The sequence below is a fragment of the Thioalkalivibrio sp. ALMg11 genome (genome assembly GCF_000377905.1).
Classification (GTDB): Bacteria; Pseudomonadota; Gammaproteobacteria; order Ectothiorhodospirales; family Ectothiorhodospiraceae; genus Thioalkalivibrio.
In genome coordinates, this window is sequence record NZ_KB898872.1 from 463,063 (window position 1) to 489,570 (window position 26,508).

22 protein-coding genes and 1 pseudogene are annotated in these 26,508 nt (G+C 62.6%); 9 read left to right on the forward strand and 14 right to left on the reverse strand.

Annotated features, from left to right (window positions below):
* Positions 1 to 44 precede the first annotated feature (44 nt).
* The 6 genes from D578_RS0104850 to D578_RS0104875 all read right to left on the reverse strand — a co-directional run bounded on the left by D578_RS0104850 (position 45) and on the right by D578_RS0104875 (position 4,737).
* Positions 45 to 1,331: a mechanosensitive ion channel family protein gene (locus D578_RS0104850; protein ID WP_026289177.1), complete on the reverse strand. Its 1,287-nt coding sequence runs from the start codon at positions 1,329 to 1,331 to the stop codon at positions 45 to 47.
* Between the two features lie 92 nt (positions 1,332 to 1,423).
* The gene (locus tag D578_RS0104855; RefSeq protein WP_018948849.1) at positions 1,424 to 1,876 is read right to left on the reverse strand and encodes an MgtC/SapB family protein; all 453 of its coding nucleotides are present in this window, start codon (positions 1,874 to 1,876) and stop codon (positions 1,424 to 1,426) included.
* Positions 1,861 to 2,487, reverse strand: coding sequence for a DUF1989 domain-containing protein (locus D578_RS0104860; protein WP_018948850.1), 627 nt, complete (start codon positions 2,485 to 2,487; stop codon positions 1,861 to 1,863). The genes D578_RS0104855 and D578_RS0104860 overlap by 16 nt, the downstream gene beginning before the upstream one ends.
* Positions 2,484 to 3,200, reverse strand: coding sequence for a guanitoxin biosynthesis heme-dependent pre-guanitoxin N-hydroxylase GntA (gene gntA / locus D578_RS0104865; RefSeq protein WP_018948851.1), 717 nt, complete (start codon positions 3,198 to 3,200; stop codon positions 2,484 to 2,486). Before gntA ends, D578_RS0104860 begins: the two co-directional genes overlap by 4 nt.
* Positions 3,201 to 3,254: 54 nt before the next feature.
* Positions 3,255 to 3,572 carry an HPF/RaiA family ribosome-associated protein gene (locus tag D578_RS0104870; protein WP_018167959.1) on the reverse strand — a complete coding sequence of 106 codons (318 nt, stop codon included), beginning with the start codon at positions 3,570 to 3,572 and terminating at the stop codon, positions 3,255 to 3,257.
* A gap of 10 nt (positions 3,573 to 3,582) precedes the next feature.
* A complete protein-coding gene (locus tag D578_RS0104875) occupies positions 3,583 to 4,737 on the reverse strand; it encodes a hypothetical protein (RefSeq protein WP_018948852.1) in 1,155 nt (384 codons plus the stop codon).
* A gap of 316 nt (positions 4,738 to 5,053) precedes the next feature.
* Here D578_RS0104875 and D578_RS0104880 point away from each other — a divergent pair, with 316 nt between their 5' ends.
* The 9 genes from D578_RS0104880 (at position 5,054) to D578_RS0104920 (ending at position 13,774) form a co-directional block, all read left to right on the forward strand.
* Positions 5,054 to 6,322 (forward strand): DUF2254 family protein, encoded by a 1,269-nt coding sequence (locus D578_RS0104880; RefSeq protein WP_026289179.1) that lies wholly within the window; start codon positions 5,054 to 5,056, stop codon positions 6,320 to 6,322.
* A 118-nt stretch (positions 6,323 to 6,440) separates the two neighbouring features.
* Positions 6,441 to 7,652, forward strand: coding sequence for an FAD-binding oxidoreductase (locus D578_RS0104885; protein WP_018948854.1), 1,212 nt, complete (start codon positions 6,441 to 6,443; stop codon positions 7,650 to 7,652).
* 221 nt (positions 7,653 to 7,873) lie between these two features.
* Positions 7,874 to 9,205 (forward strand): GGDEF domain-containing protein, encoded by a 1,332-nt coding sequence (locus D578_RS0104890; protein ID WP_018948855.1) that lies wholly within the window; start codon positions 7,874 to 7,876, stop codon positions 9,203 to 9,205.
* Positions 9,206 to 9,571: 366 nt separating this feature from the next.
* Positions 9,572 to 10,864, forward strand: a complete 1,293-nt coding sequence (locus tag D578_RS0104895) for a phosphatidylserine/phosphatidylglycerophosphate/cardiolipin synthase family protein (RefSeq protein WP_231364068.1) — start codon at positions 9,572 to 9,574, stop codon at positions 10,862 to 10,864.
* Positions 10,865 to 11,159: 295 nt separating this feature from the next.
* On the forward strand, positions 11,160 to 11,339 hold the full coding sequence (locus tag D578_RS0104900; RefSeq protein WP_018948857.1) for a CsbD family protein: 180 nt from the start codon (positions 11,160 to 11,162) through the stop codon (positions 11,337 to 11,339).
* The gene (locus tag D578_RS0104905; protein ID WP_018948858.1) at positions 11,336 to 11,743 is read left to right on the forward strand and encodes a PRC-barrel domain-containing protein; all 408 of its coding nucleotides are present in this window, start codon (positions 11,336 to 11,338) and stop codon (positions 11,741 to 11,743) included. The genes D578_RS0104900 and D578_RS0104905 overlap by 4 nt, the downstream gene beginning before the upstream one ends.
* Before the next feature lie 155 nt (positions 11,744 to 11,898).
* A complete protein-coding gene (locus tag D578_RS0104910; RefSeq protein WP_018948859.1) occupies positions 11,899 to 12,132 on the forward strand; it encodes a DUF3185 family protein in 234 nt (77 codons plus the stop codon).
* Positions 12,133 to 12,146: 14 nt separating this feature from the next.
* Positions 12,147 to 13,328 (forward strand): AI-2E family transporter, encoded by a 1,182-nt coding sequence (locus D578_RS0104915; RefSeq protein ID WP_018948860.1) that lies wholly within the window; start codon positions 12,147 to 12,149, stop codon positions 13,326 to 13,328.
* Positions 13,325 to 13,774 carry a phage holin family protein gene (locus tag D578_RS0104920; protein ID WP_018948861.1) on the forward strand — a complete coding sequence of 150 codons (450 nt, stop codon included), beginning with the start codon at positions 13,325 to 13,327 and terminating at the stop codon, positions 13,772 to 13,774. The genes D578_RS0104915 and D578_RS0104920 overlap by 4 nt, the downstream gene beginning before the upstream one ends.
* 282 nt (positions 13,775 to 14,056) lie before the next feature.
* Here D578_RS0104920 and D578_RS0104930 read toward each other — a convergent pair whose 3' ends face one another.
* From D578_RS0104930 to D578_RS0104970, 8 genes and pseudogenes are all read right to left on the reverse strand, one after another.
* A complete protein-coding gene (locus tag D578_RS0104930) occupies positions 14,057 to 14,341 on the reverse strand; it encodes a YqjD family protein (protein WP_018948863.1) in 285 nt (94 codons plus the stop codon).
* A gap of 661 nt (positions 14,342 to 15,002) precedes the next feature.
* Positions 15,003 to 16,703 (reverse strand): diguanylate cyclase, encoded by a 1,701-nt coding sequence (locus tag D578_RS0104935; protein WP_018948864.1) that lies wholly within the window; start codon positions 16,701 to 16,703, stop codon positions 15,003 to 15,005.
* Entirely contained in the window at positions 16,700 to 17,083 is a 384-nt protein-coding gene (locus D578_RS0104940) for a response regulator (RefSeq protein ID WP_018650426.1), read from the reverse strand. Before D578_RS0104940 ends, D578_RS0104935 begins: the two co-directional genes overlap by 4 nt.
* A gap of 58 nt (positions 17,084 to 17,141) precedes the next feature.
* Positions 17,142 to 20,372 (reverse strand): PAS domain S-box protein, encoded by a 3,231-nt coding sequence (locus D578_RS0104945; RefSeq protein WP_018948865.1) that lies wholly within the window; start codon positions 20,370 to 20,372, stop codon positions 17,142 to 17,144.
* Positions 20,372 to 23,710, reverse strand: coding sequence for a PAS domain S-box protein (locus D578_RS0104950; protein WP_255349547.1), 3,339 nt, complete (start codon positions 23,708 to 23,710; stop codon positions 20,372 to 20,374). The genes D578_RS0104945 and D578_RS0104950 overlap by 1 nt, the downstream gene beginning before the upstream one ends.
* A gap of 196 nt (positions 23,711 to 23,906) precedes the next feature.
* Positions 23,907 to 24,313, reverse strand: a pseudogene (locus D578_RS0104960) (GMP synthase (glutamine-hydrolyzing)); the annotation flags it as partial.
* Between the two features lie 46 nt (positions 24,314 to 24,359).
* Complete coding sequence (locus D578_RS0104965; RefSeq protein WP_018948868.1) at positions 24,360 to 25,169, reverse strand: cytochrome b5-like heme/steroid binding domain-containing protein; 810 nt, start codon at positions 25,167 to 25,169, stop codon at positions 24,360 to 24,362.
* Entirely contained in the window at positions 25,166 to 26,464 is a 1,299-nt protein-coding gene (locus D578_RS0104970) for a ferric reductase-like transmembrane domain-containing protein (protein ID WP_018948869.1), read from the reverse strand. The genes D578_RS0104965 and D578_RS0104970 overlap by 4 nt, the downstream gene beginning before the upstream one ends.
* Positions 26,465 to 26,508 lie beyond the last annotated feature (44 nt).

The following is a 26,508-nucleotide window of genomic DNA, read 5'->3' on the forward strand; positions in this document are numbered from 1 at the left end:
AGTGGCAAGAAACGCCGCGACCCGTCGATTGCGGGTCAACAGGATCATTGGTCGAGCAGGTTTTCTCCCTTTTCCGGCATCGGCGCGAGCGCGGCCTGGTTGCGAATGACTTCGCCTTCCGGGCGGGTCTCGGCTTCGGACACGGTCATGGCCTCCGCCGATTCTTCCGCGGGACCGACCGCAATCGGTTCCACGTACTGACGTTGTTCGACCTGAATCGTCATGCCGGCCTCCAGCAGCGCGCGCTTGGTCAGCCGAATCAGGGCCGAGCGCAACTGCTGGCCATTGGTTTTTCGTGAATCAAACCAGAACGATAGTTTGATCAGCACGGCCGCATTACGAATCTCCTCGGCGACAACCCATGGCTCGGGGTTCTCCAGGACCGCCGGGTGACCCGCGAGCACCGCCAGGCCAATCTCCTGGGTGTGGGTGATGGAGTCGTTGAGACCGATCATGACGCCAAACTCCATTCGATCATTGGGGTTTGCCGAGAAGTTGGTGATGTCGCTCTTGTAGATGGTCGCGTTGGGTACCTGCACATGGTTACCGTCCAGGGTCATCAGCACGGTGGCCCGAATCGTCATGCTTTGCACGAACCCGCGGGTACTCCCGACCTCGATCAGATCACCGGTCCGGAAGGGGTTTTGGGCACTCAGAAAAATGCTCGCCAGAAAATTCTCGGTAATATCCCGAAAGGCGATACCCAGCGCGATGCCGGCAAGACCCGTACCACCCAGAACAGCCAGCGCGACGTTGGTCAACCCGGCCACATGAAACACGCTGTACAAGCCGGCAACGAACACCAGGACACCCCCGCCCCGGGCGACCACATCCTTCAGCAGATTGTGCTTTTTACTGGTCTTTGTGGCCCAGCGCAGTAACCGCGTGACGAGCACGCCCAGGGACCAGGCCAGCGCGAGAAGCAACAGGCTGAACAGCACGTAAGGCAGGCTTCTGAGCACTGTTCTGCCGAGCTCGTTCAAGCCACTTAGCGCCGGACTCAGGTCCCAGATCGACGGCTCGATCAATTCGAGATGATTGACCACCGCGACCACGTCCTGGGTGCTGCGCGCCAGATCGCCGGCCCACTGCCGGTGGTTCTGGCGGCGGACCTGGCCATACAGGAATGCAACCCCTTCATCGACCGTGACCGCCGGCTGCTCGTACCAGCCCGTTGCAAGCAGAATGCGCTCTAGCCGGGCCGCGATGGCCTCGTCGGACGCTGCCGGCACTATGTCGACACTACCCGGGGGCTCCGGGCGTTCCTCCGAGTCCGGGGGCATCAGGACGAACGGTGGCTCGGCCGCGATCACCCCTCCCGGCAGGGCCATGCCAATTACAGCCAGAACAACGGCAATCCGAATCATCCCGAGACGGTATCCAGCCGACCCAGAACCATTCCGTGCGATATCGAACCAGCCTGTCATTCCTCCGATTTCTCGGATGCATGCATCAGCGGCTTGAGATAGCGCAGCGTCAAGAACGTCGCGAGGCTGATGAGGATCGCGATTTCGAGGGGATGAGCCGCGACTGCCAGGCCGATCGCGCCCGTGGCCCAAAGGCTGGCCGCCGTGGCGGTACCTTCCACGCTACCTCCGCTTTTGAGAATTGCTCCGCCACCGATGAACCCAATGCCGGTGATCAGGCCCTGCATGATTCGGGCCTGAGCGTCGGGCGACTCCAGTACCGAGAAGCCGATCAGCGCGTAGCCACAGGCGGCAACGGCGACCAACGGGAACGTCCGCAGTCCGATAGCGCGATCGCGAACTTCCCGGTCCCAGGCACTCGGGATCGCGAGCAGGTAGGCCAGCACCAGGTCCCGGAGGTGACGGAGCATGAGGGACCCATCGAATTCCGGTGTCAGCCATTCGAGCATGACGGTTGATTGCTGCGCACAACTTGAAAATCGATTGGCTTGAAGGAGAAATTATTCGACTGCCCCGCGGAACATGCGGACATCGCCACCACGAGTGGCATCTCGGCTCGCAAGCGAACGAAATCCCCGGCTTTGCTGAGCGGAGGAAGAACGCCGAACTCCCCCGTTGCGGCATCGATCGACACATGCATAAACGCATTGAATGCGATGGGAATTTGATCGACACCGATGTCGTAAGGGGCCAGTGCCGCCGCCAGATTGCCTTCGCAACCCGGACGACCCTCGCTCTCCCCATATATGATCCTGAAGGTGTCTTTCGAACAAGGCGTCAAAGTGAAGTCATGTCGGCCACAGGTATCCTCCATGATGGTGAACATTGGCCGGCTACGGTTCGAGTAAAGTACGTCGCCCGTCGTGAGCCAAAGGCGTGAGGCATAGTCAAGAGAACGGCCTGAAGACAGATACTCCCCATGATCCGGGTGTCCAAATGCGACCACATCGCTTACCTGCTGGCCTTCGGGATCGATAACCACCAGTTCGTCTCCAGGGCCAAGCTCGACCGTCTGCGCGGAGCAAGGCGATATTCTCACCGTCGGTACGTCCGTGTTCACGGCTTCTCCTTGAAATGAAATGGGCACTGCCAGTCGGCTTCGACCTCTCGGCCACTGTACTGCCTGGCCTCACTCGCTTCTCCAAACTCTGCCAGATTCGGATTCCGGGATCCTTGCAACGCGATATCGCGTGCCCGGGTGGCCGCTTGCATCTTCCTGAAACGTCCGTCCTTTCTTAGCTTCTCGAACTGGCGGTGGGAATTAAACACTAATACCGGTTTGGAAAACCGCCTGGCGAGCCGCGAAGCGTTCGCGTGAAGCCCAATGGCAAAGAATGGATGCCCTGCTATGCTCAGGCTGAACAGCGGGCTGTCACTGTCGCTGCTGACATCGTCGGCGGGAGGATTGCCCGCTAAAACGTCAAGCTTGTGGATTCGCCACAACTGCGCCCACATCAAGGACTCGAAACGAAGCTCGCTCATATCGTCTGGTCCTCGGAATATGGCGACGTAAGAGTGCACGATGTCCTCGTTGCAAGCACTGGCTTCGATCAGGGCAACGAATCGAGAAAGACCAGCCAGGAGCGCCCGGTCATTGCCGAGGTCCCCTAGTGCGCCGAACTCATGAGTTTCGATCGAGCCACGGGCCAACGCGGACTTGGCCCCCACACAGGGATACGTAGCCTCAGCCAGCAACGCCAGAAAGCGCTCGCCCACGTCCGCAACGGGCTTGAGGTCCACTTCATTAGCGCCAGGATCTGCAGTGTGTTTCATGCGCTTTTGTTCGGGTCACGAATAGCCAACAGCGATAGGTGCTGGCAGGCAACGTCAGTGGTTTTTCCGCTTTCCAAGCGTGCTGTCCAGGGAACGCCTCATCTTGCGTGCTGCGCCGTCGACCGCCTGTCCCACGGTCGCCGCTTCATCGGTCACGGCTACGGGCTGAAGACCTTCGACCCTGACTTCCAACAGACAGCGTATGTCGGCGTTGCCGGATTTCTTGTCGCTGTTCTCGTCGCTGAGGTGAACTTCAACGCGCGTCACCTGATCCGCAAAGCGCTCCAGGACGTTTCTGATGGTGGCTTCGGTCTGTTCCGGCTGCGCACCGGACTGGTCGATGTTGTCATCCGTGTTGATCTGAATTTGCATGTCACTTGCCTCAGTAGCGGTAGGTTGCGGCGATTCCCGTATCGGTCGGCATCCGTTCCTTCGGCACCACGACCACCTCGCCTCCCATCTTGAGCACCAGGGCCCCCAGGTCATCGAGCACGTCGTCCGTTTCGGGGTGGGAGAGATCATCGAACTCAAGCTCGCCGGTCGCCGCATCGACCCGACCGGGAATTTCCCGGCGCGCTTCGATCAGCAGGGTCGCCACGCGCCCGCCCACGGCGGCCCGGGCCACCTCGGCCAGGTCGTCGGAGCCGTGGCCCTTGGCCTTGTTACTGCCGAAGGCATCCACCAGCCCAGCCAGTCGCTCGAGGTAGCGAGGCTCGATGGTTTGCCATACCCGCTCGCGAAAGTCGTCGCTCGACGCAAGCGCATCCGGATGCACGTCCAGGCTCTCGGAAATCAGGAAAGGGTTGTGGCTGAGCGCGTGAAACATGTGGTGGTGCTCCGGCAGGGCCGCAAGAAGCAGCGGCAGGCCGGAGGGCTTGGAATGGTGTTCAAGGACCGCGCGATCGACCACGCGAAAAAATCGCTCCGCGTCATCGTCCAGTTCGGCTTTCCTGCCCCCATGGCCGTGGTGCATGGGGGCCTGGCCACCGCCGCTGCCGCCATAGGCCGAGACCGTCTGGCGGGAATCCGTGAGTTCGTCACCGAGTGCCTCGGTGAGTGTCTGCGGCACGCCATCGGCGGGCGTGATCTCGTCCAGGGCGTCACGGTTCCCTTCGAACACCTTCATCTCGTTCCGGTTCAATGCGAGGACCTGGTATCGATCCGCCGATTGCAGGATGCGCAGCAAGGGCTTGGTGTGAAAGCTGTCCGCCACAATCGCCAATTCGGGGACCGGGCGCTGGAGCTTGTAGACCCGAAACCGGTTCCTGTCCCGCAACACGGCCAGGCCGTCGAAGGTGCAGTTCCAGAACTCGCGATCGTCCGCGAGGGCCAGCAAGGGTTCGAGCAAGGGCTGGATCTCGTCGCTCGCAAATTTTTGTCGCAACGAGTCCTCCAGCGCTTTCACCAGATTCTTGAAGCGTATTGGATCCTGCTCATTGTCCGGGTGATCCCGATGAGTCGGTTGGTAAAGCGAAAGGCACGGCGGATCACATTCTTCCCAGAGGCCCGCCGCGGCATCCTGGTCGACACGGTTCATTGACATTCTGAATGGCTCCAACAAGGCACACGATCCGTATAGCACGCCGGCACGTCCATTTATGTGCGGCGTCGCGCTTAACTCCACGCGGCCGATGGCGAAACCGCATCCCCATTCCAGCTCATGCCGACATGGCTGCCGCGGACTTCTGTTCGCTGGTCCAAATGATCAGAGTGGTGCGCCGATCAGTGTGGCAACGCACCGACACGACGGTCCCGCCCGGTGACTCTGCGGGGAACATCCGCCAGAACTGATTCGTCAGGAGTCACCGAGGGGGCCTCCACACGCCACTCGGTCACCACTTGGAGGTGACAGCATGGGGGAGACGAACCGCGGCAGGCCCCGGCCCCGCTGGGCTACCCTCCGCCTGGGCGAAATCACGGTAGCGATGGGCATGGCGATGGTGGGCGGCCTGGGCGTGGGCCTGGCGGCGTTGGCCGTGGACGCCGCATGGCTGTGGCCTCCGCCCGTCGAGCTAGGCACCGTGGGTAGCGCACGAGTCCTGCTGGGGTCAGTGACCGGTGGCCTGATCACGGTCGCGGTGTTCGGCCTTTGGATGCGCACCGTCGTGGTGGGCCTGATGGCCGCGCACTTCTCGCCCCGGACGCTGCTGACCTTTCTGGACGACCGCTTCCAGCGCAATCTGCTCGCGTTCAATTCGGCGGGCGTCGTGGCCGTCCTGGTCATCCTGGTAAGAATGCCCACCGACGAACAGGCACCCGCCCCCCTTGTGAGTACGGTGCTGGCGGTGATCATCGCGCTTGCCGCGATGGCGGGCGTGCTGCTGGCGATCCAGCACGCCACGCGCAGTCTGTCGCTGCCCGAACTGGTCGCCCGCCTCGCCGATGACACCCTCAAGGTGCTCGATCGCTACACCGAGGCGCGGGTCGAGATCACCGAGGTGCCACCGTCCGCGTCCGAAGCGCGGACGGTCCTGGCCCCGGGGACCGGATGGGTTACCGCCATCGAGATCGACCGGATGCGCAAGGCGCTGCCGGCCGGCGGGGTTGTACATCTACGCTGCCGGGTCGGCGAGTTTGTCACCCCCCGCTGCCCGGTCGCGCTCGTCTCCCACGCCGAGGCCAACCTCGACAGCGTGGCCGAAGCGATCACCCTCGCCCGCACCCGCAGCCCTGACATGGACCTCGCATTCGCCGTGAGCCAGCTGGTCGACGTCGGGACGTTCGCGCTGCAGGCCCACACGGACACCGCGACCGCCCACGAGGTGCTGGTCCACCTCGAAGCGGTACTCGTGGAGATCGTCGAGCGCGGGCTGCCGCGGCTGCACGACAAGGACAAGGATGGCCGCTGTATCTACGACGAGTTCGGATGGGACACGGTCGACCTCATCCAGCTGTGCATCGAACGACTGCGCGAGCCCGCCGCCCGCGACCCGGAAACGGCCCGGCACCTGATGCACATGCTCGAACGGATCCGCAAGGCCGCCGAGGAACACGGGGCGTTCGCGGTCGTCGCGGAGGTCAACTCTCAGATGGAGATGGTACTGGCTCTGGCGGACGCCAGCGGCATGCTGTCTCGCGATCGCCAGCGGCTTGAGCCAAAGGCCGAGGTCGACCGTGAGTGACGTAACACGGGCGCGGATTCGCACACGGTATGGCCGCGCAGCGACGCGGCCGCCGCCGCCGCCGCCGGGTGACTCTACCGACCACACACACCAGACGTGATTCGTCAGGAGTCGCCGGGTGGATTTGAAAAGCGGATATCCGTACTGGGCGGTCAAGAATGGCCTGATGTACGCGTTCCCGCGGCTCGATGCCGACCTGAATTGCGACGTGGCGGTGGTGGGCGCGGGCATCACCGGCGCACTGATCGCGGATGAGCTGGCTGGCCACGGTCACGATGTCGTCGTGCTCGATCAGCGCGACGTCTGCTGGGGCAGCACCGCGGCCAGCACCGCCTTGCTCCAGTATGAAATCGACACCCACGCAACCGATCTCGCCAAACGCTACGACCAGGCCTCGGCGCTGCTGGCGTATCAAGCCTGCCTGGCCGCAGTCCACGACGTCGGCACGCTAGCTCAAGCGGTCGGCGACGTCGATTTCGCGACCTGTAAAAGCCTGTACTACGCCAGCAATCGCGCTGATCACGCGCGCTTGACCGACGAGTTTGCCTGGCGGCGCCAGCACAGCTTTCCGGTTCGCTGGCTGGGCCGCTCCGCACTCAAGGATCAATACGGGCTGACTTCCCCAGCCGCCATCCTCAGTTCGGTGGCCGCGCGGGTTGATCCCTACCGCCTCGCCTCGCGACTCCTGCGCAGGATGCAACAAAAAGGAACGCGCATCTTCGATCGCACGGAGGTTAAATCGATCACGTCCACCGCACGTTCGGTACACCTCACCACCGACAGTGGCGTGTCGATCAGGGCGAAGCACGCGGTGATTGCCAGTGGCTACGAGGCGCAATGCTGGTTGCGCCAGCGCGTGGCGCAGAACCGAAGCAGCTACGCGTACATCAGCGATCCCGTCGATCGTGCCGAACTGGGCTGGCTGGCCGGCACCCTGTTGTGGGAGTCCTCGCGGCCGTATCTCTATCTGCGCAGCACCGGGGACGGACGCCTCTTGGTGGGTGGCGAAGATGACGACCGCGACATCCCGGCGCGCCGGGATCGCCTGGTCGACCGCAAGGCGGCCATCCTGCAGCGCAAGGTCGCGCGCTTACTCCCTCACATTCAGGCGCAACCGGCGTTCGCCTGGGCAGGCACCTTCGCCGAAACCGCCGACGGGCTGCCGTTTTTCGGACCCCACGCCCAGCACGGGCCGCGCGTGCTGTTCGCCCTGGCCTACGGCGGAAACGGCATCACCTACAGCATGATCGGCGCAGGTTTGCTGCGCGCGCAGATCGAACGCCGCCCACACCCACTGACCGATCTTTTTTCCTTTGCGCGGTTAGAGTGACGCTGGTTAACAGGCGATCCCGTGGAATCCACTAAAACGAAAAGAATCGCCCTAACAAAAGTCCGAAACTCGTCATTTAAAACGCGCTCTAGATCACACTTTCGGGGGAATATAATCCGAAGCAATGGCATAACTGTAAAAGTTCGACGAACGTCATTTAACACGAACTGTCCTATCACCCCCTTTTGTTATTATAGCCAGCCCCTAAAATGAATACCCCTATGCGTCTCGCTGAATTTATCAGGACAGAAATGGAGCCAATTCTTCAGGACTGGGAAGAATTTGCCGGGACCCTTCTTCATGCCAGCCAGATGGGGACGACCAGCCTGCGCGACCACGCCAGGGACATGCTGCTTACGATTGCCGACGACCTCGAGTCCCACCAGAGCGAGTCCGAACAGGCCGACAAATCGAAAGGCTGCGAACCGAAGACGGGGGACGAGTCCTGGGCAGAAGTACACGGCGGTGATCGCCAGACCAGCGGCTTCAGCGTCATTGAGACCGTTTCCGAATTTCGCGCCCTGCGCGCGAGCGTGGTCTCACACTGGACGAAAGATTTCCCAACGATCGCTGGCCAACAGCTTGAAGATCTCACCCGGTTTCATGAAGCGATAGACCAGGCCGTCGCCGAATCGCTGGAACAATATGCGACCGTCAAGGAGATGGAAACCCGACTGTTCGGCGCCATTCTAGTCGCATCGCCTGACCCAATTTATGTGCTGGACCCCGCAGGGCGGTTTGTTTACGCAAACAAGGCCACAGCCAAGCTTTTCGCTCTCGCGCCCGAGGCAATCATCGGAAAATCCAGCTTTGACCTCGGATTCCCGTTCGCCCCGGCCTTCCAGCACAGCATCGATAAAGTCGTTGCTGACCAATGCACACAGCGAGGGAAGTTTGTCCACACGTTTCCATCTGGCCAGGGTGATCGATTCGAGTACGTGCTTGCGCCCGTACTCGACGAGCATCGCAACACCGAAGCGATTGTCTGCACCTCGCGGGACATTACAAAACAAGCGGTCGCCGAAGAAAAAATATGGCACCACGCCCATCATGACCAGTTAACCGGGCTTCCGAATCGACGTCTTTTTCTTGATCGCCTGAAACAGGGCGTCAACCATGCGAAACGCAACGGACAGTCACTTGCGGTCCTTTTTATGGACCTTGATGGCTTCAAGGAGATCAACGACTCGTTTGGGCATGAAGCGGGCGACCGTTTACTGTCAGAGGTCGCTGAACGCCTCACGAATTGTGTCCGGGAGGAGGATACGGTTAGCCGCCTGGGCGGCGACGAATTTACCGTCCTGGTGACGGGCGTCAAGCAGATCAAGGATGTTGAGCGTGTGGCCGATACAATTATTCATGAACTCGCCAGGCCCATCGAGATCGGACAAACCGCTGTCAAAATTTCCGTGAGCATTGGCGTCTCGCTCTACCCCACGGACGCGTCCTCTCCGGTCGCTCTGCTAGAAGCCGCCGACAAGGCCATGTATCAAGCCAAAAAAAGCGGTTCGCGCTGGATGGGTGTTTCTGGAGACGCTGATCCGGGGAGGTAGGCACCTCGCTTTCCGGAGACACCTGCGCTCGCCGGGGAAGGTGCGGTAGCCGAGAACGGCGCCTGACTGCCACTTCCCGCTCGCTAGGGAAACACTGATCATCGAACGTCACTCCTTCCATCCGTGGCCTTCGCGCCACCGGGATGCCCCCCCCTGCACGCGCTTCGTGCGGTTTCGCACGGACCGGCGTCTCCAGACGTCGCACCATCAGGCTTGGGCCGTTCGCATGGTGACCACTTGAGCTCGATCACCCCTCGCATCGTCGACCGACCATGTAGGTGCACCCCTCCGTGGCGCTTTGAGCGCTAGCGCCAGGGAGCCACTGATCAATGCCTGGCCGCTACACCCGATTGGAGTGCCTCTGCAATGTCTCTGGCTGGGAGCCGACGATCGATGCTCTGGGTTATTGGCATCACTGTGCTGGCCACCACCCTGACCCTGGTGCTGTTGCAAAACTTCTCGACATCCGGGGAGGTGGTCGACCGCAAGATCGAACATCGCTACGCGGTCTCCGACCCGCAATTTCGGCGCGAGATGTCCGTCATGCTGGGCCCCGCCATCGTGCGCGGCAATCAAGTGACCGCGCTGCAAAACGGCAACGAGATTTTCCCGGCAATGTTGCTGGCCATTCGCTCGGCAGAAACCTCAATCACCTTCGAGACGTTCATCTACTGGTCAGGCGAGATTGGCGCAGAGTTCTCGCAAGCCCTTTCCGAGCGTGCGCGCGAGGGCGTGCAGGTGAGTGTCATCATCGACTGGGTCGGCAGCGCCAAGATGGACCAGTCGCTGCTGGATTCCATGCAGGCCGCCGGGGTGCAGCTGCATCGATATCGGCCTTTGAACTGGTACAACCTTGGCCGCATGAACAACCGGACCCATCGCAAGCTTCTGGTGGTCGATGGTCGTATTGGCTTTACCGGCGGGGTCGGCATCGCGGATCAGTGGACTGGCGATGGAGGGGATCCCGAGCAATGGCGTGATACGCACTTTCGGATTGAGGGGCCCGTAGTGGCGCAGTTGCAGGCAGCCTTCAACGACAACTGGATCAAGAGCACCGGCGAGGTGCGAAACGGCCCGAGCTACTTCCCGGCCCTGCGGGAGCAGGGCGAGATGGACGCGCACGTGTTTATCGCGTCGCCATCCGGCGGGAGCGAGAGCATGCATCTGATGTACCTGCTTGCCATCGCGGCGGCCGAGGCGACGATCGACCTGGCCGCGTCCTATTTTGTGCCCGACAAGCTGTTGATCGAAGCCTTGGTGGCTGCGCGCGGTCGCGACGTCCGCGTCCGTATCCTGTTGCCCGGGCCACACATCGATGCGCTTACCGTCAAGATCGCCTCCAAGGCCGACTGGGGCGAGCTGCTGCGTGCGGGGGTCGAGATCCACGTCTATCAGCCGACCATGCTGCATACCAAGCTCCTGGTCATCGATACCGAGTTTGTCTCGGTCGGCTCGACCAATTTCGACATGCGATCGCTTCGGCTCAACGACGAAGCGAGTCTGAACATCTACAACCGCGGATTCGCCAGCGATATGACCGCGGTGTTCGAGACGGACCTGTTGGCCGCAGAGCGGTATTCCCTTGACCACTGGAATAACCGCCCGCTGCGGGCAAAGCTCTCCGAGAAGATTCTTCTACCGATCAAATCCCAGCTCTGATCCAGCGATCTATTCCATCGGACAGCATGCCTCTTGATCGAAACACGCCCTGCTCGTGACAAAGCCCTCGAATGTGCCCTGCGCCCCACTTCCAGCCCCCGGTCACGATCCCACTTCAGCTCCAGCGTCGAGCACCCGGGCTCCTCTTGCTGAGGCCGGCCAGGGGTTGCGCATATGTTGGGCAGCGCACAGACCCAACCCCGGGCTTGCACTAGCTTGGAAGCCTCAAGCTGCCTCTACCTGAATCCGTGGAAGCGGCAGCCCCCGAGTGGTACCGCTAACTGGAGATTGTCTTATGAACAAGGATCAAGCGAAAGGTCAAGGAAAAGAAGCAAAAGGGAAGGTAAAGGAAGTTGCTGGCAAGGCTACCGGCGACAAGAGCACCGAGGTCAAGGGTAAAGCCGAAAAGCATGCCGGCAAGGCTCAAGAAACCTACGGAGACGTCAAGAGCGACGCCAAGAAGAAAACGAAATGATCGGTGCCGCCGCATTCTCGAGAATCGGCGAGAACGCTCCCGAAGATGCGCATGACGGGCCCACGCTGTTGAGCGCAAAGACAATCACCGGCGACGAAGTCTGCAATATGCGGGAAGAAAAGCTGGGCGACATTCTCGACGTGATGCTGGATACGAGCGGGGGAAAAATACGTTACGTGGTCCTGACATCAGGCGGCTTTCTGGGTATGGGTGATCGGTTATTCGCTATCGCGCGGACGGCCTTGAAGCACGACAAGGAACACAAGCGATTCATGCTTGACGTCAATCTTGATCGGTTAAGGAGGGCACCGGGGTTCACCAAGGATCAAAGGCCGAATATGGCCGACTTTACGTGGCATTTATCCGGCGACTCTTACTACGCCCGGGATCACTCCGAAGGCTGAAGACGCGAGATGCGATCATTACAGCGCGCCCCGGTCGACCATTCCGACGCGGCCGATGCATCGCGAGACATATTAAATTCCTGTCTTGCGAATCGCCGTCGCGCACCAGCCCCGACTACGGAGCCAATCCCCACTATTCAAAAAGGCAATTAAAAATGGCAACGAGTGACAGTCTGGCGCTAAACAAAATTCTGGCCGTGGTTCTGATTATTGTCGGTCTGATCCTGCTGTTCTTTGCGTATCGTTCATCCCAAAGCCTGGGTGATCAGGTGACCGAGGCGGTTACCGGGAGCTTCACTGACTCGACCATGTGGTTTCTGATCCTTGGGGCAGCATCCTCGGTGGCCGGTGTTGGCTTGTTTTTCTTCGGCAAATCGGCAAGGGCCTAACCCAGGCGCCCGCAATGCCCCACGACTCGGAGGAACCCCTCGATGGCGGGGGCAGGAAGGCTGCTCAGGACCGGGCCGGGTTAGTCCCGGATAAACGATTGTTCAACGCGGTTCAGCTTCGCTTGTTCCGCTATACGGCGGTGTTGCTGTCCTTGGTGGCGCTGGCCGCGCTGATCGCAATTGTTGCGTGGGCATTAGGCTGGATACTGAGCACGTTCTACAACCTCCTCCTGTCGCTTGCCGTCGCAGGTATCCTCGCGCTAGTGCTTTATCCTGTGGTGGATTTTCTCGAGAACCGGCTTCGCTTACCCCGATGGCTGGCCATCATGCTGTTGATGGCGATCTTTTTTCTTGGGGTCGGCGGCCTGATGTTCTTTTTTGTCCCCACCCTGACCGAGCAGATCGTCCAGTTGTTGACCGCTTTACCCGATGCACTGGCGCGCTGGCAGGATCATGTTACATTTTACTTTCCGGAAATCACCTCCATGATTGAGGAACGCCTGGAAGGCGGCAATGGGGAGGAGTCCAAGTCTTCTCTGGAAGGCACCGGAACGACCGTTATGTCCTATTTGGGGATATTGGCAGCTATCAGTTTTGTGCCTCTATTCCTCTTCTTCGCCCTACTCTCCGGTGACTTGCTTCGGGGAAAAGCATCCGAACTGTTATCCATCTTCGAAGAGCGCACCCAGAAGAAAGTGTTGTATTTCATGGATGTGTTCGTGGGATATATCACCGCCTTCTTTCAGGGCCAACTGATGATTGCGATGATCATGGGAGCCCTGTACTCGCTCAGCTTTACACTAATCGGCCTGCAGTACGGCTTGCTTGCCGGGCTCGTGCTCGGGCTTCTGAATATCGTTCCCTTCCTGGGCACCCTGATCGGGCTATTGGTGATCCTTCCCTTGGCCTATCTTCAGCCGGAAGGCGGCATTGAGTTATTGATGCTGACAGCACTGGCGTTCGCGGTGGTACAACTGATCGAAAGCTGGTGGCTGACGCCGAAAATCATGTCCAACCGCTCTGGCCTGCACCCCGCACTCGTCATTATTTCCCTGTTCTTCTGGGGGACAGCCCTGAACGGTATTATCGGGATGGTACTCGCGATTCCTTTGACTGCGTTCTTTGTGGCCATCTGGGGCGAGATCAAGACCAGCCTGAAGCACGCACTGAGCAGCCGGGAGAACGCACGACCATGAAAGAAACGGATCCCACCCAGGACGAGGACGGCGGTCGCGACCGCAGCCAGGACATCACGCAAATCCTGAAGACCCTGGCGGCGGACATCGTTCGCCTTCTGGCGGTGGAGGCGCGGCTGTTCGGACACACGGTGCTGATGATGATCGGGCTCACCGTGATGATCGCGCTTCTGTTGGTCGGCGGCTGGCTGTTTGCCGGGGCGACGCTGGTGGTCGCCCTGGCCAGCCTTCAGGCCTTCAGCCTGACGGGCGCGCTGCTGACGGTCACGCTGACACACCTGGTGCTGGCGGCCCTGGCCTTCTGGCGTCTGCGGCACATTACCCGGGACCTCACGTTCCGTGAAAGCCGGGCTAGCGTTAACAGCTTGCTCGTCCAGGCGCGATCGCTCGTTGACGCTGCAGAGCAGCAACCCGCGGAAGCAGAGCCGCAGCCCCCCGAGAAATGAGTCGGGGTCAGCGGAGCGGCAAGCCGATCAGACTGGAGGCAATCCGCCAGAGTTTCACCTGGCCTGCCAGGATCCCATAGGTATATTTGATGCCGGGCACATCCAGGCGACCGGCCAACAAGCCACACCCAAAGGCAATGGCCAGCACAACAGGCCGGCGGGCCAAGGCCCGTGCCCGGTGCAGCAAGCGGCCGACCCTCCGGCGAACAAGCCCGGAACCATGATCAATTTGGCCGCGCAAGTGCGCGGCCTCCTTCCTTAGCTGGTTGCCACGGAACACGATCAACGGCGTCGTAAAGCAGACACCAAGGTCCCCGCGGCGAATGCGAGACCCAGGGAAAGCAAAGGATTTTCCCGCACGAAGCCACTGACCGATTGCAGGGCCTCTTCGGAGTGCTCCTTGACCTTCGCCCCGGCCTCCTTGGCTTTGTCCTCCGCACTCGCTGCCTCTCGGCGGATCCGTTCTTCGGCCTTTCCCGCGCCCCTGGCGGCCTGATCTACGGTCTCGTGCGCGCGCTCAGAGATGCGATCTGTAGTGGAGTGGTCGCTAGTTCCTGGTGTATTCATGGTTATTTCCCGTTGCTGTGGTGGGACATGGGTGGAAGCCGCCAATCGGCTTCCACTGACAAGCAACGGAAAGTTTCTCGCACCGGCAACCACTCGTCTGCGCGGTAGCGAACAGAGGCGCGAAATCCACCACCCTAACGGACAGGCACACTCAGCCGCCTAGCCATGTGGGCATCAGTATCATGTGGGAATCGGTATATAGACTGTGGGAATACGCCCACGAGGAAGATGCGACGTCCAGCCCGCGCCATGTGAACGTGTATTGACCGCCACGAGGGGGTCCGGGTGCTGCCTGCGCAGTCACTGGTGGGCCTGGGATCAGGCAAGTGGTCGATGAAATAGTCGCTGCAGCCATGGACGTTCGCTGGCTGCTACAACGCTTCGGCTAGCGCCGGGTTGGACCCCTTCGCCTTCGACGACGACTTCATCGACACGATGCTGGACCTGCTGCGCCACGGGCGGGATACCGCCTATGCCGAACCCGAGTGGGCGAGTGCGCCCCCCGGAAGACGCCGCCCGCGGCACCAATCGACGGCTGTTCGGCGTTGGGCGGGTCCCAGCCGCGATCGTGATCCGCGTGATCGGGGCTGCGGCCCACCGGTTGCTAGCGGGGTAGGGTTGAAATGCAGCACGTCGCACAAGGCGCCACATCGCACCCTGTTTAGTCCGTGACCTCGCGCGTGTGAGCCGGGAACCCCTGCTGGACCTGATTACGACCACCGCGCTTGGCCTTGTAGAGCGCCTCGTCGGCGGCGACCAGCAGTCCGGGGCCGTCCTGGTCAGGGTAGGCGGCCGAACACACCATGCCGATGGAGATGGTGCAACCAAAGCGCTCGCCCTTGCGGCCGAAATCCAGTGACGCAAAGTTCCGGCGGATATCCTCCAGCACGCCCTGGGCATGTTCCGCTTCGCATTCCGGCAGCACCGCAACGAACTCCTCCCCACCGTAGCGGCCGATGATATCGGACTGACGCAGGCGCTGACGCAGCAAGGTTGCGATCGAGCTGATCACCACGTCCCCCACGGCGTGCCCGTATGTGTCGTTAACCACCTTGAAGTGGTCGATATCGAGCATCGCCAGCGTGACCGGCCGACCGATCCGGCGGGCGCGCAGCGCCTCCCGGTTGGCGGCCTCCTTGATACTGGCGTGCTTGAGCAACCCGGTCAGGCTGTCCTTGTTGATTCGGTCCTCCAGCTGGCGGGCCCGCACGATCCGCGAGCGCGCGGCCGCCACCAGTTGCAGGTCGGAGATCGGCTTGGTCAGAAAGTCGTCCGCACCTCGACCCATGGCGTCGATCTGTCGCTCGATATCGGTTTCCGCGGAAAGATAGACAATCGGCAGATGCGTGTAGGCCTCGTGCTGGCGAATCACCCCCGCCAAGTCGGTGCCCGCGTATTCGGGCATGTACAGATCCATCAGCACCAGTTCCGGCCGGAACGTAGCGATCGTGTCCATGACGTCATTCGGCGACGCCAGCACTCTGGCCTCCATCCCGACCGCGGTCAGTACCAGCCGCATGTGCTCGGCAAGATCGGCATCGTCGTCCACGATCAGCACACGTTGCGGCGGTGCACGGCGCTCCTCGAAGATCTGCGTGATCCGGTTCACCAAGCGGGGCACATCCAGCGGTTTCAGGAAATAGCCTTCCGCCCCCAATTGAACCGCCCGCACGCGCGACGGGAAGTCGTCATTCGCGGAGAGGAAGATCAGCGGGCACTCCAGCGCCTGGACCTGCGGGGAGTCCATCAGTCGCTCGGTCGCGTTTTCGCGCCCCTGTTCCAGCATTACGTCAACGAGCAACAAGTCCGGCTCCCGGGATTCCATCGCCCCCTTGAGCTCATCGATGCTCCGGAACACGCGAACCTCGTAGTTGAAGGACTCGAGCTGTTGCTGCAGTTGCCGGCACAGCTCCGCGTTGTCCTCTACCAACCAGACTTCGAGCGTACTGTCCGAGGTTGTCCGGGCTTCCGGAGCCACCCGGAAAGCCGGGCGCTCCGGGCGCTCCGGGCGCTCCGGGCGTTCGGGCACAGTACGAGAGAGAGCCTCGATCTCGTCCATCAGAGACCGGCGCGTCGGCGCATCCAGCGACAACTCCTTCGCCTCCAGCCAGGCTCCGATCCGCTGCTCCAGAGAGCGCGCCGCGATACTCAGCGACGCGCACCCAAAACTGCCGCCGGATCCGGCCAGCTTGTGCAGACGCTGCTGCAGCTCATCGAGCACGTCGCGATCCTGTTCCTGGCCGGACAGTCTGCCCTGGAGCGCGCTCAATTCGGCGAACTCGTCCGGGAGCCGCTCCAGATACCGGGATCGCAGTTCTTCCAGCCGTGTGGTCAGGGCCTGCTCGGCATCGGTCGGCGTCATGCGGCCCCCTGCCAGATACGCCGTACCTGATCCGAGAGCGCCATGGGATCGAAAGGCTTGGCAATCACGTCACGGGCCCCCAGCGACTTGTAGTGCTCGATCTCGGAGGGCTGAACCTTGGCCGTCATAAAGGCCACCGGCACTTCGGCCAGCGCCGGAATCCCGCGCAGCGCCTCCAGGGTCGACGGTCCGTCCATACCCGGCATCATCACATCCAGCAGGATCAGGTCGGGCGCGAAGGCCTCCGCATCGCGCACCGCCTCCTCGCCCGAGGCGCAGATCTTGACGGTAAAGCCGCCGACCGTCTCCAGGGCCAGTTCGGCGACCGCCTGAATATCCGGTTCGTCTTCGACATAGAGAATGCGTTGCAGCTCGGCCACGTTCGGCTCCTTCGGGTTGGATGGCTCCAGTGCTGTGCGCGTCTCGGCCCGCGCGCAGCTACCGTCCTGCGGTTGATGCAAAGGACCCCGAGTCCAGGGCAAGGGGCAGTTCGAACCAGAAGGTGGCCCCCGCGCCTTCTACCGAGTCGAACCCTATGCGCCCACCCATATGTTCCACCAGTTCCCGGGTGATCGCCAGGCCCAGACCCGTGCCACCCTTCTGCCGCGTGTCAGAGGCATCGGCCTGTGCGAATTTCTCGAAGATGCGCTCGCGAAAGTCTTCGGGAACCCCTGGACCATCATCCGCGACGCTCACCCGGACGCAGGCGTCCGGCGCGGACAGGGCCTGCGCTGAGACCCGAACCGAGCCGCCGGGGACCGAGAACTTCACGGCGTTCGACAGCAGATTGCCCATCACCTGCATCAGGCGCCGGCCGTCGGCCCGCACCACGATTCCGGGCGCGGCGGCTTCGAGCACCAGTTCCACCCGGTGTTGCTCGCCATAGCTCTGATGGCTCTCCAGTGCCTGCTCGAGCAGGGGCTTCAGCGGTTGCGGCCGCATCTCGAAGTGCAGCTTGCCCGCCGCGATCTTCTCCATATCCAGCAGATCGTTGATCAACAGCGTCAGACGCTCACTGTTGCGCTGGGCAATCGCAACCATTTCCCCCGCCTTTCCCGGCAATTCGCCGAGGGTCCCACTGGCCACCATGCCAAGGGCCCCCGAGATCGACGTGAGGGGCGTCCGGAGTTCGTGGCTGACGGTGGAGACAAATTCGTTCTTCATGCGTTCCACCCGCTTGCGCTCGGTGATGTCGCGCACCATCCCCACGTAAAGGGGGTGACCATGCTGGGTAATCTCCGACACCGCCAGTTCCATGGGGAACAGACTGCCATCCTTGCGCTGGCCCTCCACCTCGCGACCAATGCCGATGATGCGTGCCACTCCGGTTCTCTGGTAGTTGCGCAGGTAACTGTCATGGGCCTCGCGGTGAGGACTGGGCATGAGCATGCGGACGTTGCGGCCCAGCACTTCGTCGGCCGCATAACCGAAGATGCGCTTCGCGGCGGGGTTGAATGACTGCATGATCCCGTTCACATCAATGGTGATGATGCCGTCCACCATGTTGTCGAGAATGGCCTGTGTGTGCTGGGCGTGTTCCACTACCGCCGTTTCGGCCGCCTTGCGCTCGGTGATGTCTTCATTGATGCCGATCACCCGTTCTGCGCGCCCTCCCGGGCCGGATATGGCCTGGGCTATGGCGCGTATATGGCGGATCTCGCCGTCACCCCGACGAATGCGGAATTCGGACTCATAGGGGGTTTCAGGGTGGGCCAGTCCATGCTCGAAGTCCGCCGTAGCCTGCTCCTGGGATTCCGGCAACAAAGCGTGGATCCAGTCTTCCGGGACATGGCCGAAATCCTGCTCCGCCATACCGTAGATCCGGAACATCCCTGCATCCCAGTCAAGCCGACCATTGGCCAGATCCAGATCCCATACGCCCAGTTGTGCCGCCTCGGCAGCCAGTGTCAGCTGCTTGGCGGTATCCCGGAAGCGCTGTTCGCTCTCGCGCAGGGCTTGTTCAGCGGCCTTGCGCTCGGTGATATCCTCGGCGATACCCAGGTAGCCGGTGATATTTCCCTTTTGGTCGGTCTTGGGTGTCACCGTCAGGGAGACGGGGATGCGCACACCGTCCTTGCGCACAAAAGTCCACTCCCTCGTTTCCGCACCCTCGCGATCCGCTACCTCGGTAAAGGCCCGGAAGCCCTCGACAGACCGTCCATAGGCGGCGCTCAGTTCGGCCGAGCGTGTTGCAATCTCCTCGGAGAGATGGAACAGGGCGGGTGATTGCTTGCCGACCAGGTCGTCGGCGGCATAGCCCGTCATCTTCTCCGCACCTGGGTTGAACAGGGTGATCAGGCCATTGCAATCCGTCACCACAATCGCGAACTCCGACGCGGCCACCAGAACAGCCTGCAACTGATCCGCGGTGTGCGCGAGTTCCGAGGTACGTTCGCGAACCTGGGACTCGAGCTCGGAGCGAGCCTGCGCCTGCTGGCGAAAACTGGCCCCCAGCTGCCGGGACATCTCGCGGAGAGTCCCCGCCAGGCCGTCGTACTCCAAGATCTGGCTAGCTGGCAGTACCGGTAAACGCCCCGCGGCGATGTCCGTTCCCAGCCCCGCGCTCACCGCATCCAGTTTGCGCAACGGACGGCTGATCGCGTGACTCAGTCCGGCAGAGACCATTACGGCCAGGGCCACGATCACGGTCAGGAGTGCAAACAGCTCGACGCGCTGCTCCTCGAGCGCCCTGACCACTGGGGCCGCCGGAATCTGCGCGTACACCTGGCCAATTTCCGGCGCAGCACCCAGCGGCTCGGCGAAGAAATAGGAGCCCTGCCCCCAGCGACCCACGGCCGACATCGCGCCGTCCGGCAGCCAGATCGAGAGGCCGTGGCCCCGGTCCTCGACCCAGCCTTCCAGTGCCTCCTGCACGCTCCGCACCTCGCCCCGACTGGCCAGTATTCGGCCATCCGATGCAACAATGGCAAGCCCCAGATCGTCACGAGTTTGCACCCGTTCCAGGTGGTAGTCGTAGCGCTCCCGGCCCGCGCGGAAATCGGATTCGAGCCGGCCGGCCAGGTTTTCGACGTGACCCTGCAGGCGCTCCGCCATGAAGGCCTCCTGCTCGCCCCGCTGGCTATAGCTCTCGTGCAGGATGGGTGCGAGGCCCGCCAGCAGGGTCACGGGAAGCATTGCATGGAACAACAGGCTGGCCAGGGAAGGCCGCTCCCTCCGGGAGCCCACCTCGCCGCGTCCCGACAACCGCCACAACAGCACCAGCAGACTGGCGATCAGCGCATTGAAGAGCGCATTGACCCCCTGTTTCAGGGCAATCATGGTGGTGGGCTCCCAGTCCATGCCGACCATGCCGCGATAGAACAACAGGACCAGCGGAACGCCGATGACCAGCCAGTACAGCAGGTCTGCCAGCACCACGTTGCGCAGCCAACGCCGGTAAAGGAGCCCCACCACCAGCGCCTCGATCACGAAGACCACCATCGGGTAGGGGACGCCCCACAGGACCAGGGTGTAGAGCCCGCCGGCGATCGCGACGATGACTGCGGGCAGGGTCCCCAGGAGCAACACCGCCAGCATCACCGCAATGGACCCGAAGATGAAGTCCAGGCCAAACAGCAGCGGCAGGTGGAAGTAATTGCCGGCGACCGCCAGCAGAGCAAGCACGACCGTCGCGAGCCCGCGATGCCCTGGATCCGGCAAGCGCAGCATCACGCCGTGCCCTCCTCGCGGACGCACGCTAGCTGGAACCAGAAGGTCGTACCCTCACCGGGCACCGATTCGAAACCAACCTCGCCGCCCATGCGCTCCACCAGTTCGCGGGTGATCGCCAGCCCCAGCCCACTGCCGCCCTTCTGACGGGTATCCGACGCATCGGCCTGGGAGAACTGCTGAAAGATGCGTTCGCGGAACTCCTCGGGGACACCGGGGCCGTGATCGCTGACCGAGACGCGCACCCGCTCTTCGCCACTGTCCACCGCAACCGTAACCTCGCCGCCTTCCGGCGAGAACTTGGCCGCGTTGGAGAGCAGATTGGCCAGAACCTGCTGCAGGCGGTCAGCGTCCACTTCGACCCGGATCCCGTCGCCCACCGCCTCCAGGACCAGGCTGACCCCGTAGCGACCGGCGTAGCCCTGATTGCCCCGGACTGCCTGCTCCAGCAACGGATGTAGCGCCTGTTCCCGCATCTCGAAGCGCATCTTGCCAGCCACCAGCTTTTCCATGTCCAGCAGATCGTTGATCAGCAACTCCAGGCGCTGGCTGTTCTTGTGGGCGATCTCCAGCATCTCCCGCATCCGCTCCGGCAACGCCCCCGTCGCGCCACCGGCCACCAGCCCCAGGGAACCGGAGATCGAGGTGAGCGGCGTGCGCAACTCATGGCTGACCGTGGAGATGAACTCGTTTTTCATGCGCTCGATGCGCTTGCGCTCCGAGATATCCTCGATGATCGACCAGATCAGTTTGCGCCCGGTGTTGTCGTAGACCACCATCCCGTTGAGGACCACCGAATAGCGGCTGCCATCCTTGCGGATGTATTCCTTCTCGAACGGACCGTAACGACCGGTCGCCTCCATGCTCTCCAGTTGCTGCCGCTCCGCCGGTTCATACTCCCTTGGGGTGACATCCCAGTAGCTCAGGGCGGTGAATTCCTCGCGGGTATAACCGGTCGGTCGCAACAGGGCCTCGTTGAGGTCCACAAACGCCCCGGTCTCATAATCGTTCAGGGCAATGCCGACCGGCGATAGCTCGAACAGCCCGCGCAGGCGGGCCTCGCTGAGCTTCACGGCTCGCGCGGCCTCATCGCGCTCGATGGCCGAACCGATCCAGCGCGCGAGCAGCCGCACGAACATGCGTTCGCCTTCGCCAAACGGAACCGGACGCGGCTGCACCGAGGAAAAACTCAGGGTGCCATAACGTTCGCCCTGCACTTCCAGCATCACGCCGATGTAGGCCTCCAGTCCGAAGTCCCCGTAACACGGATGCCCACGGTTCTCGGAGGCTGCCATATGATCGATGGCCACCAGGTCGCCGGCCGCCAGGGTCAGGTCACAGTAAGTGCGGCCCAGGGGAAAGCGCTGACCACGCTCCAGGAGCGAAGCGGATGGTGCGACAAAGGCGCGCACCTCGTAATCGTCGCCGCGAATGCGGCTGACGATGCCCAGTTCCAGTCCCAGGAAGTCAGTCCCGAGCTGCAATGCCCGTTCGAGCTGTTCATCGAGCCCCAGCGACGTCATCGACGCAATTTCGTTGAGTGCCGCAAAGGCCTCCAACTGGTGTTGGCGCTGTTCGCGGTTCTCCCGGTCCCGGGTCACATCCAGAATAAAACCATCGAGGTAGCGCACCCGACCATCCCCGTCGCGAACCGCCGAACCCCGCTCCTGCGCCCAGCGGATGCCGCCATCGCGATGCCGGATGCGATACTCGACGAGCCAGTCGGTCCCGGCGCGCAGCGCCTGGTCGACTGCTTCCTCGGCGGCCGCCGCATCCTCGCGATGGATCACGCTGGCGTAGCTGCGCACCGCGTTATCGATGAACTCGCTCGCGGGATAGCCCGACAACGGGTCCACCTGGTCGCTCATGTAGACCATGGTCCAGTGTTCGTCTGGCAGGCAGCGATAGGTGATGCCGGGAATGTTGTCGACCAGCGAGCGAAACTGTTGCTCGCTTTCCCGGATGCGCTCGGCATCCTGCTTTTCACGCGTGACGTCGGACTCGATGGCCATGAAACCCTGCAATGCCCCACGATCATCGCGCAGCGGATTGCCCTGGATGCGGACCCAGTACGCCCGACCGTCCCGACTGTAGTTCACCATGTCGACCTGAAACGGCTCGCCCCGTGCCACCGCCGCCCCGATCCTCGCCGCCGCCTGCGGATCCGTCCCCTCGCCCTGCAGCAGCTTGCCGGGTTTGCGTCCGCGCAGTTCGTCCAGGGTGTACCCGCTCAGCCGGGTAAAGCCGTCGTTGATCCACTCGACCCGGCCCTCGGCATCGGTAATGATCACGCCGTTGGTGGTCTCGCTCGCCACGCGCGACAGGCGCGCCAGCTCCGCCTGATCGGCGCGGTACCGGCGCTGGGTGCGCGCCGCATCGGTCAACTGCCCCAGCGTCACCAGCAGCGGCTGCAGGAAATCCACCAGCTTCTGGTCGTAGCCGCCCGGGCGGTTGGCAATCCCCAGCATGGCGATCCACTCGCCACCATGATGGATCGGGATGCCGAGAAAGGCATTGAGCGCCGGGTGACCCTCGGGCAAGCCGCCGCTGCGCGGATCGTGGACAGGGTCATTCGCGATCACTGGCTCGCCGCTGGTAAGGGCCGCGCCGAACAGGGTCTCCAGGTTATGGAACTCCATCCCCTGGGGCGCATTGGCCGCGTAGAAGGCACGGGTCTCGGCGCTCCAGGCGATATCGGTAATGGCGTAGGTCTTGAGGTAGGGCAGCCCTTCCGGGGTGTTCAGCACCTCGCCAATGAATCCGTATTCACTGTCGGTCAGGTCGAGGATATCCGTGAGCAGTTCGTCGAAGGCACGGCGCCGGTCGTGATCCGCATCGCGAATGAACTCCGACTGGGCACGGGTAATGACCTCACCGAGCCGCCGCAGGTCGTCGAGGGCACCGCTGAGCGAGTGCAGCTCACTGGAGTTGATCTCCGCTTCGACGACATCGGCCAGATCCCGCAGGGCTCGCCGTTCGTCGTCGCTCAGCTGCCGCGGTTGGCCGTCAATCAGGCAAAGCGTTCCAATACGATAACCATCGGCCGTGGTCAGCGGCGCGCCGGCGTAAAACCGGATATGCGGCTCATCCGTTACCAGGGGGTTATCGGAAAATCGCGGATCCGCGCGCGCATCGCTGATCTCGAAAATGGCGTCGCCGAGGATCGCGTGACCGCAAAAGGAGATATCGCGCCCCGTCTCCGGGGCTTCAAGTCCCTGCCGTGACTTGAACCATTGCCGGTTCTCGTCGACCAGCGAAACCAGCGCGACCGACACCCCAAACATCCGCCTGGCCAGACGGGTCAACCGGTCGAACCGCTCCTCGTCCGGGGTATCCAGGAGCCCCTTTGCCCACAGCGCTCGCAACCGTTCCTGTTCGTTTCCGGGGCAGGGAGGCGTTTTCAACCGGGTTTTCCGTGGTAAGGGGTCGATAGACCACGATACTGCCACGTCTACCCCCCCCATCCCAACTGGAGTAGTGCGCCACCCTATTGGGTACTTCCAGGGAAACACTGCATTCGTGTCCAGGCGGATGCTAACCCCACTCGATGGTGGCGGGGGGCTTGCCGGAGGTGTCGTAGGTGACGCGCGAGATGCCGGGGATCTTGTTGATGACGCGGCGCGAAACGTGGTCGAGGAAGTCGTACGGCAGGTGGGCCCAGCGCGCGGTCATGAAGTCGATGGTCTCGACGCACGCAGTGCGACCACGTAGTCGTAGCGCCGGCCATCGCCCATCACGCCCACCGCCTTCACCGGCAGGAAGACCGCGAAGGCCTGCGAGGTCTTGTCGTAGAGATCCGCCTTGCGCAGCTCCTCGATGAAGACCACATCCGCCCAGCGCAGCAGGTCGGGGTATGCCTTCTTGACCTCGCCGCGGATGCGCACGCCCAGGCCCGGCCCGGGGAACGGGTGGCGATGGACCCTCCCGGTGGGCAGGCCCAGCACCACAGGGCCATCGCCGCCCTGCTCGCGCACCCGCGCGGCCATGTCACGGCCACTGATAGACGCCCCGGTTGAGCGCATCACGAATGGCCGAGATCAGCTTGTTTCCGCGCAGGGTCGCGCCGGTAAAGGCGTCGATGTCGTCCACCACGTCCTCCGGCGCGTAGAGATCGAACATGGCCGACAGGGGCCGGCCCTCGAGGTAATCGATGGCCTGTCGGTGCTGGCGCATCACGGCATGCAGTTCCTCGTGTTCCTCCAGCGCCAGATAATCCACCCCCCGGTAGCTCAGGTACCGAAAGCTGACGTTGTGGAAATGATGGTCCCGCAGATCGAACTGGATATTGACCTGCATGGCGCCTCGGTCCGAGAACACGCCGCGGTAGCGGCCATCCAGGTAGCTCCCGGGTGACAGGCCGAGTAGCACCCTGCCCGGCGGATGGGCGGCGGGTTCCTGTGCGGGCGCCGGTGGCTCGGGCCGTGCCGGGGGCGCCGGCGCATCGGCAAGTTCCCCTACCCGGTACTGCTCCAGCATGGCGGCGGCCCTGGAGCTGTGCGGACGCCCGGGCGTCTTGTTGTACCAGGCCTCCGTGGCATCACGGCCGCACCACTCCAGCATGACGTCCGCGGAAGTGGGATGACGCGGAATGTATTCCGTCACGTCGTACACCTGGCCATCGATGGCCTTCCAGCAGCTCTCGCCACTGTCGTGGGCAGCGAGTTCCTCCTCCGTAACAAGGCCCTGATCGTCGTCGGCCTCACGAGTCTCCGCGACCAGCGCGCTGACGGCCCAAAGGGTGACGATCACGGTGCAGAAGGCCACGAACGCGGTGTAGGCAATCTTGTTCACGGTCATAGGAAATCAAACGCCTCCGTATGAATGCGGCCCTTGGGTACACCGGCGCGGCTCAGCAGACCCATCAGGTGTTGCACCATGCCGGGCGGTCCGCAGATGTAGATCTCCCGTTCCTCCAGGTCCGGGCAATGCGAGCGGATGAACGCTTCGTCCACGGGGCCGCGATCCTGGAAATAATGGATCTGAGCATCGAAATGCGGATGCCCCTCCGCGATCTCCCGAAGCTCGTCCATGTAGTAGGCGCGCTCCAGCCGGTTGGCCAGGTAGATCAGGGTGACATCCGGCCCGGACCCCGGCTGCCGCTGGAGCGTCCGGGCACCGGACACGAAGGGCGTAATGCCGATGCCACCGCCGAACCAGAGTTGCTTGCGTTGCGGGTCGCATCGCTCGAAAAACTGGCCGTAGGGGCCCTCGATCTGCACGGCGGTACCCGGTTTCACCGTCTGCAATGCCCGGCTGGCATCGCCCAGGGCCTTGATGCCCACCCGGACAACGTCCTCGCTCGGCGCCGATGAGATGGTGTAGGGGTGCTCTTCCCCCCGGCCGGCTTCCAGTTCCGGGTCGTAGGGGGTGAGGTACATGAACTGTCCCGCGGTGTACGACATGGCCCGGCCCCTCGGAGCGAGGGTGATCTCCACCACGTTGGACGCAAGGGCGGTCACGGCCTCGACGGTATAGTCATGGCGCCCCAGCCGGGGGGAAAGCACCTTGCGCCAGAACACCGCGGCGACCGCCAGGGCCGCGAGCCCCCACCAGAGCAGCGCATGCTCCACGAGCATGACGGCGTGCGTGAACGCGAGCAGGAACGCGGGTACCGACAACAGGTGCAGGCGCTTCCAGCGCTGGTAATGCGGCCTGCCGAAAAACTGAAAGGTGGGCGCGAGAAAAATCACCATCAGCACCAGTGCGCCCCAGCCCATCCACACCGCCCCGTATTCAAGGGGCGGAAAGAGCACCTGTACCGCCATTCCCGGAGAGACTGGCAGCGCCCCGAAGGCCAGCAGTACCACGTGCAGCATGATCAGGATGAAGGCCGAGAAACCCAGCATCCGGTGCAGGGTCCAGATGCGCGGCAAACCGCCGAACCAGCCGTCGAGGCCCGGCAGGCGCACGCTCAGCATTGCACCGACCAGCAGCGCGCTCAGACCTAGCACCCCGGCCAGATGACCGAGTGTCGACAGCACCTCCGCCGGACCGGCGCCCGGCCGCGGCCACCAACGCGGCCATGCCACCAGCGCCGGCAGCAGCAGCAACACCGCGATAATCAAGTCACCCGTTCTGAAGCGTCTGAACATGGAATCCGCATATTCCGGGAAATCCGCCCCGTCTCAGTTCAGTC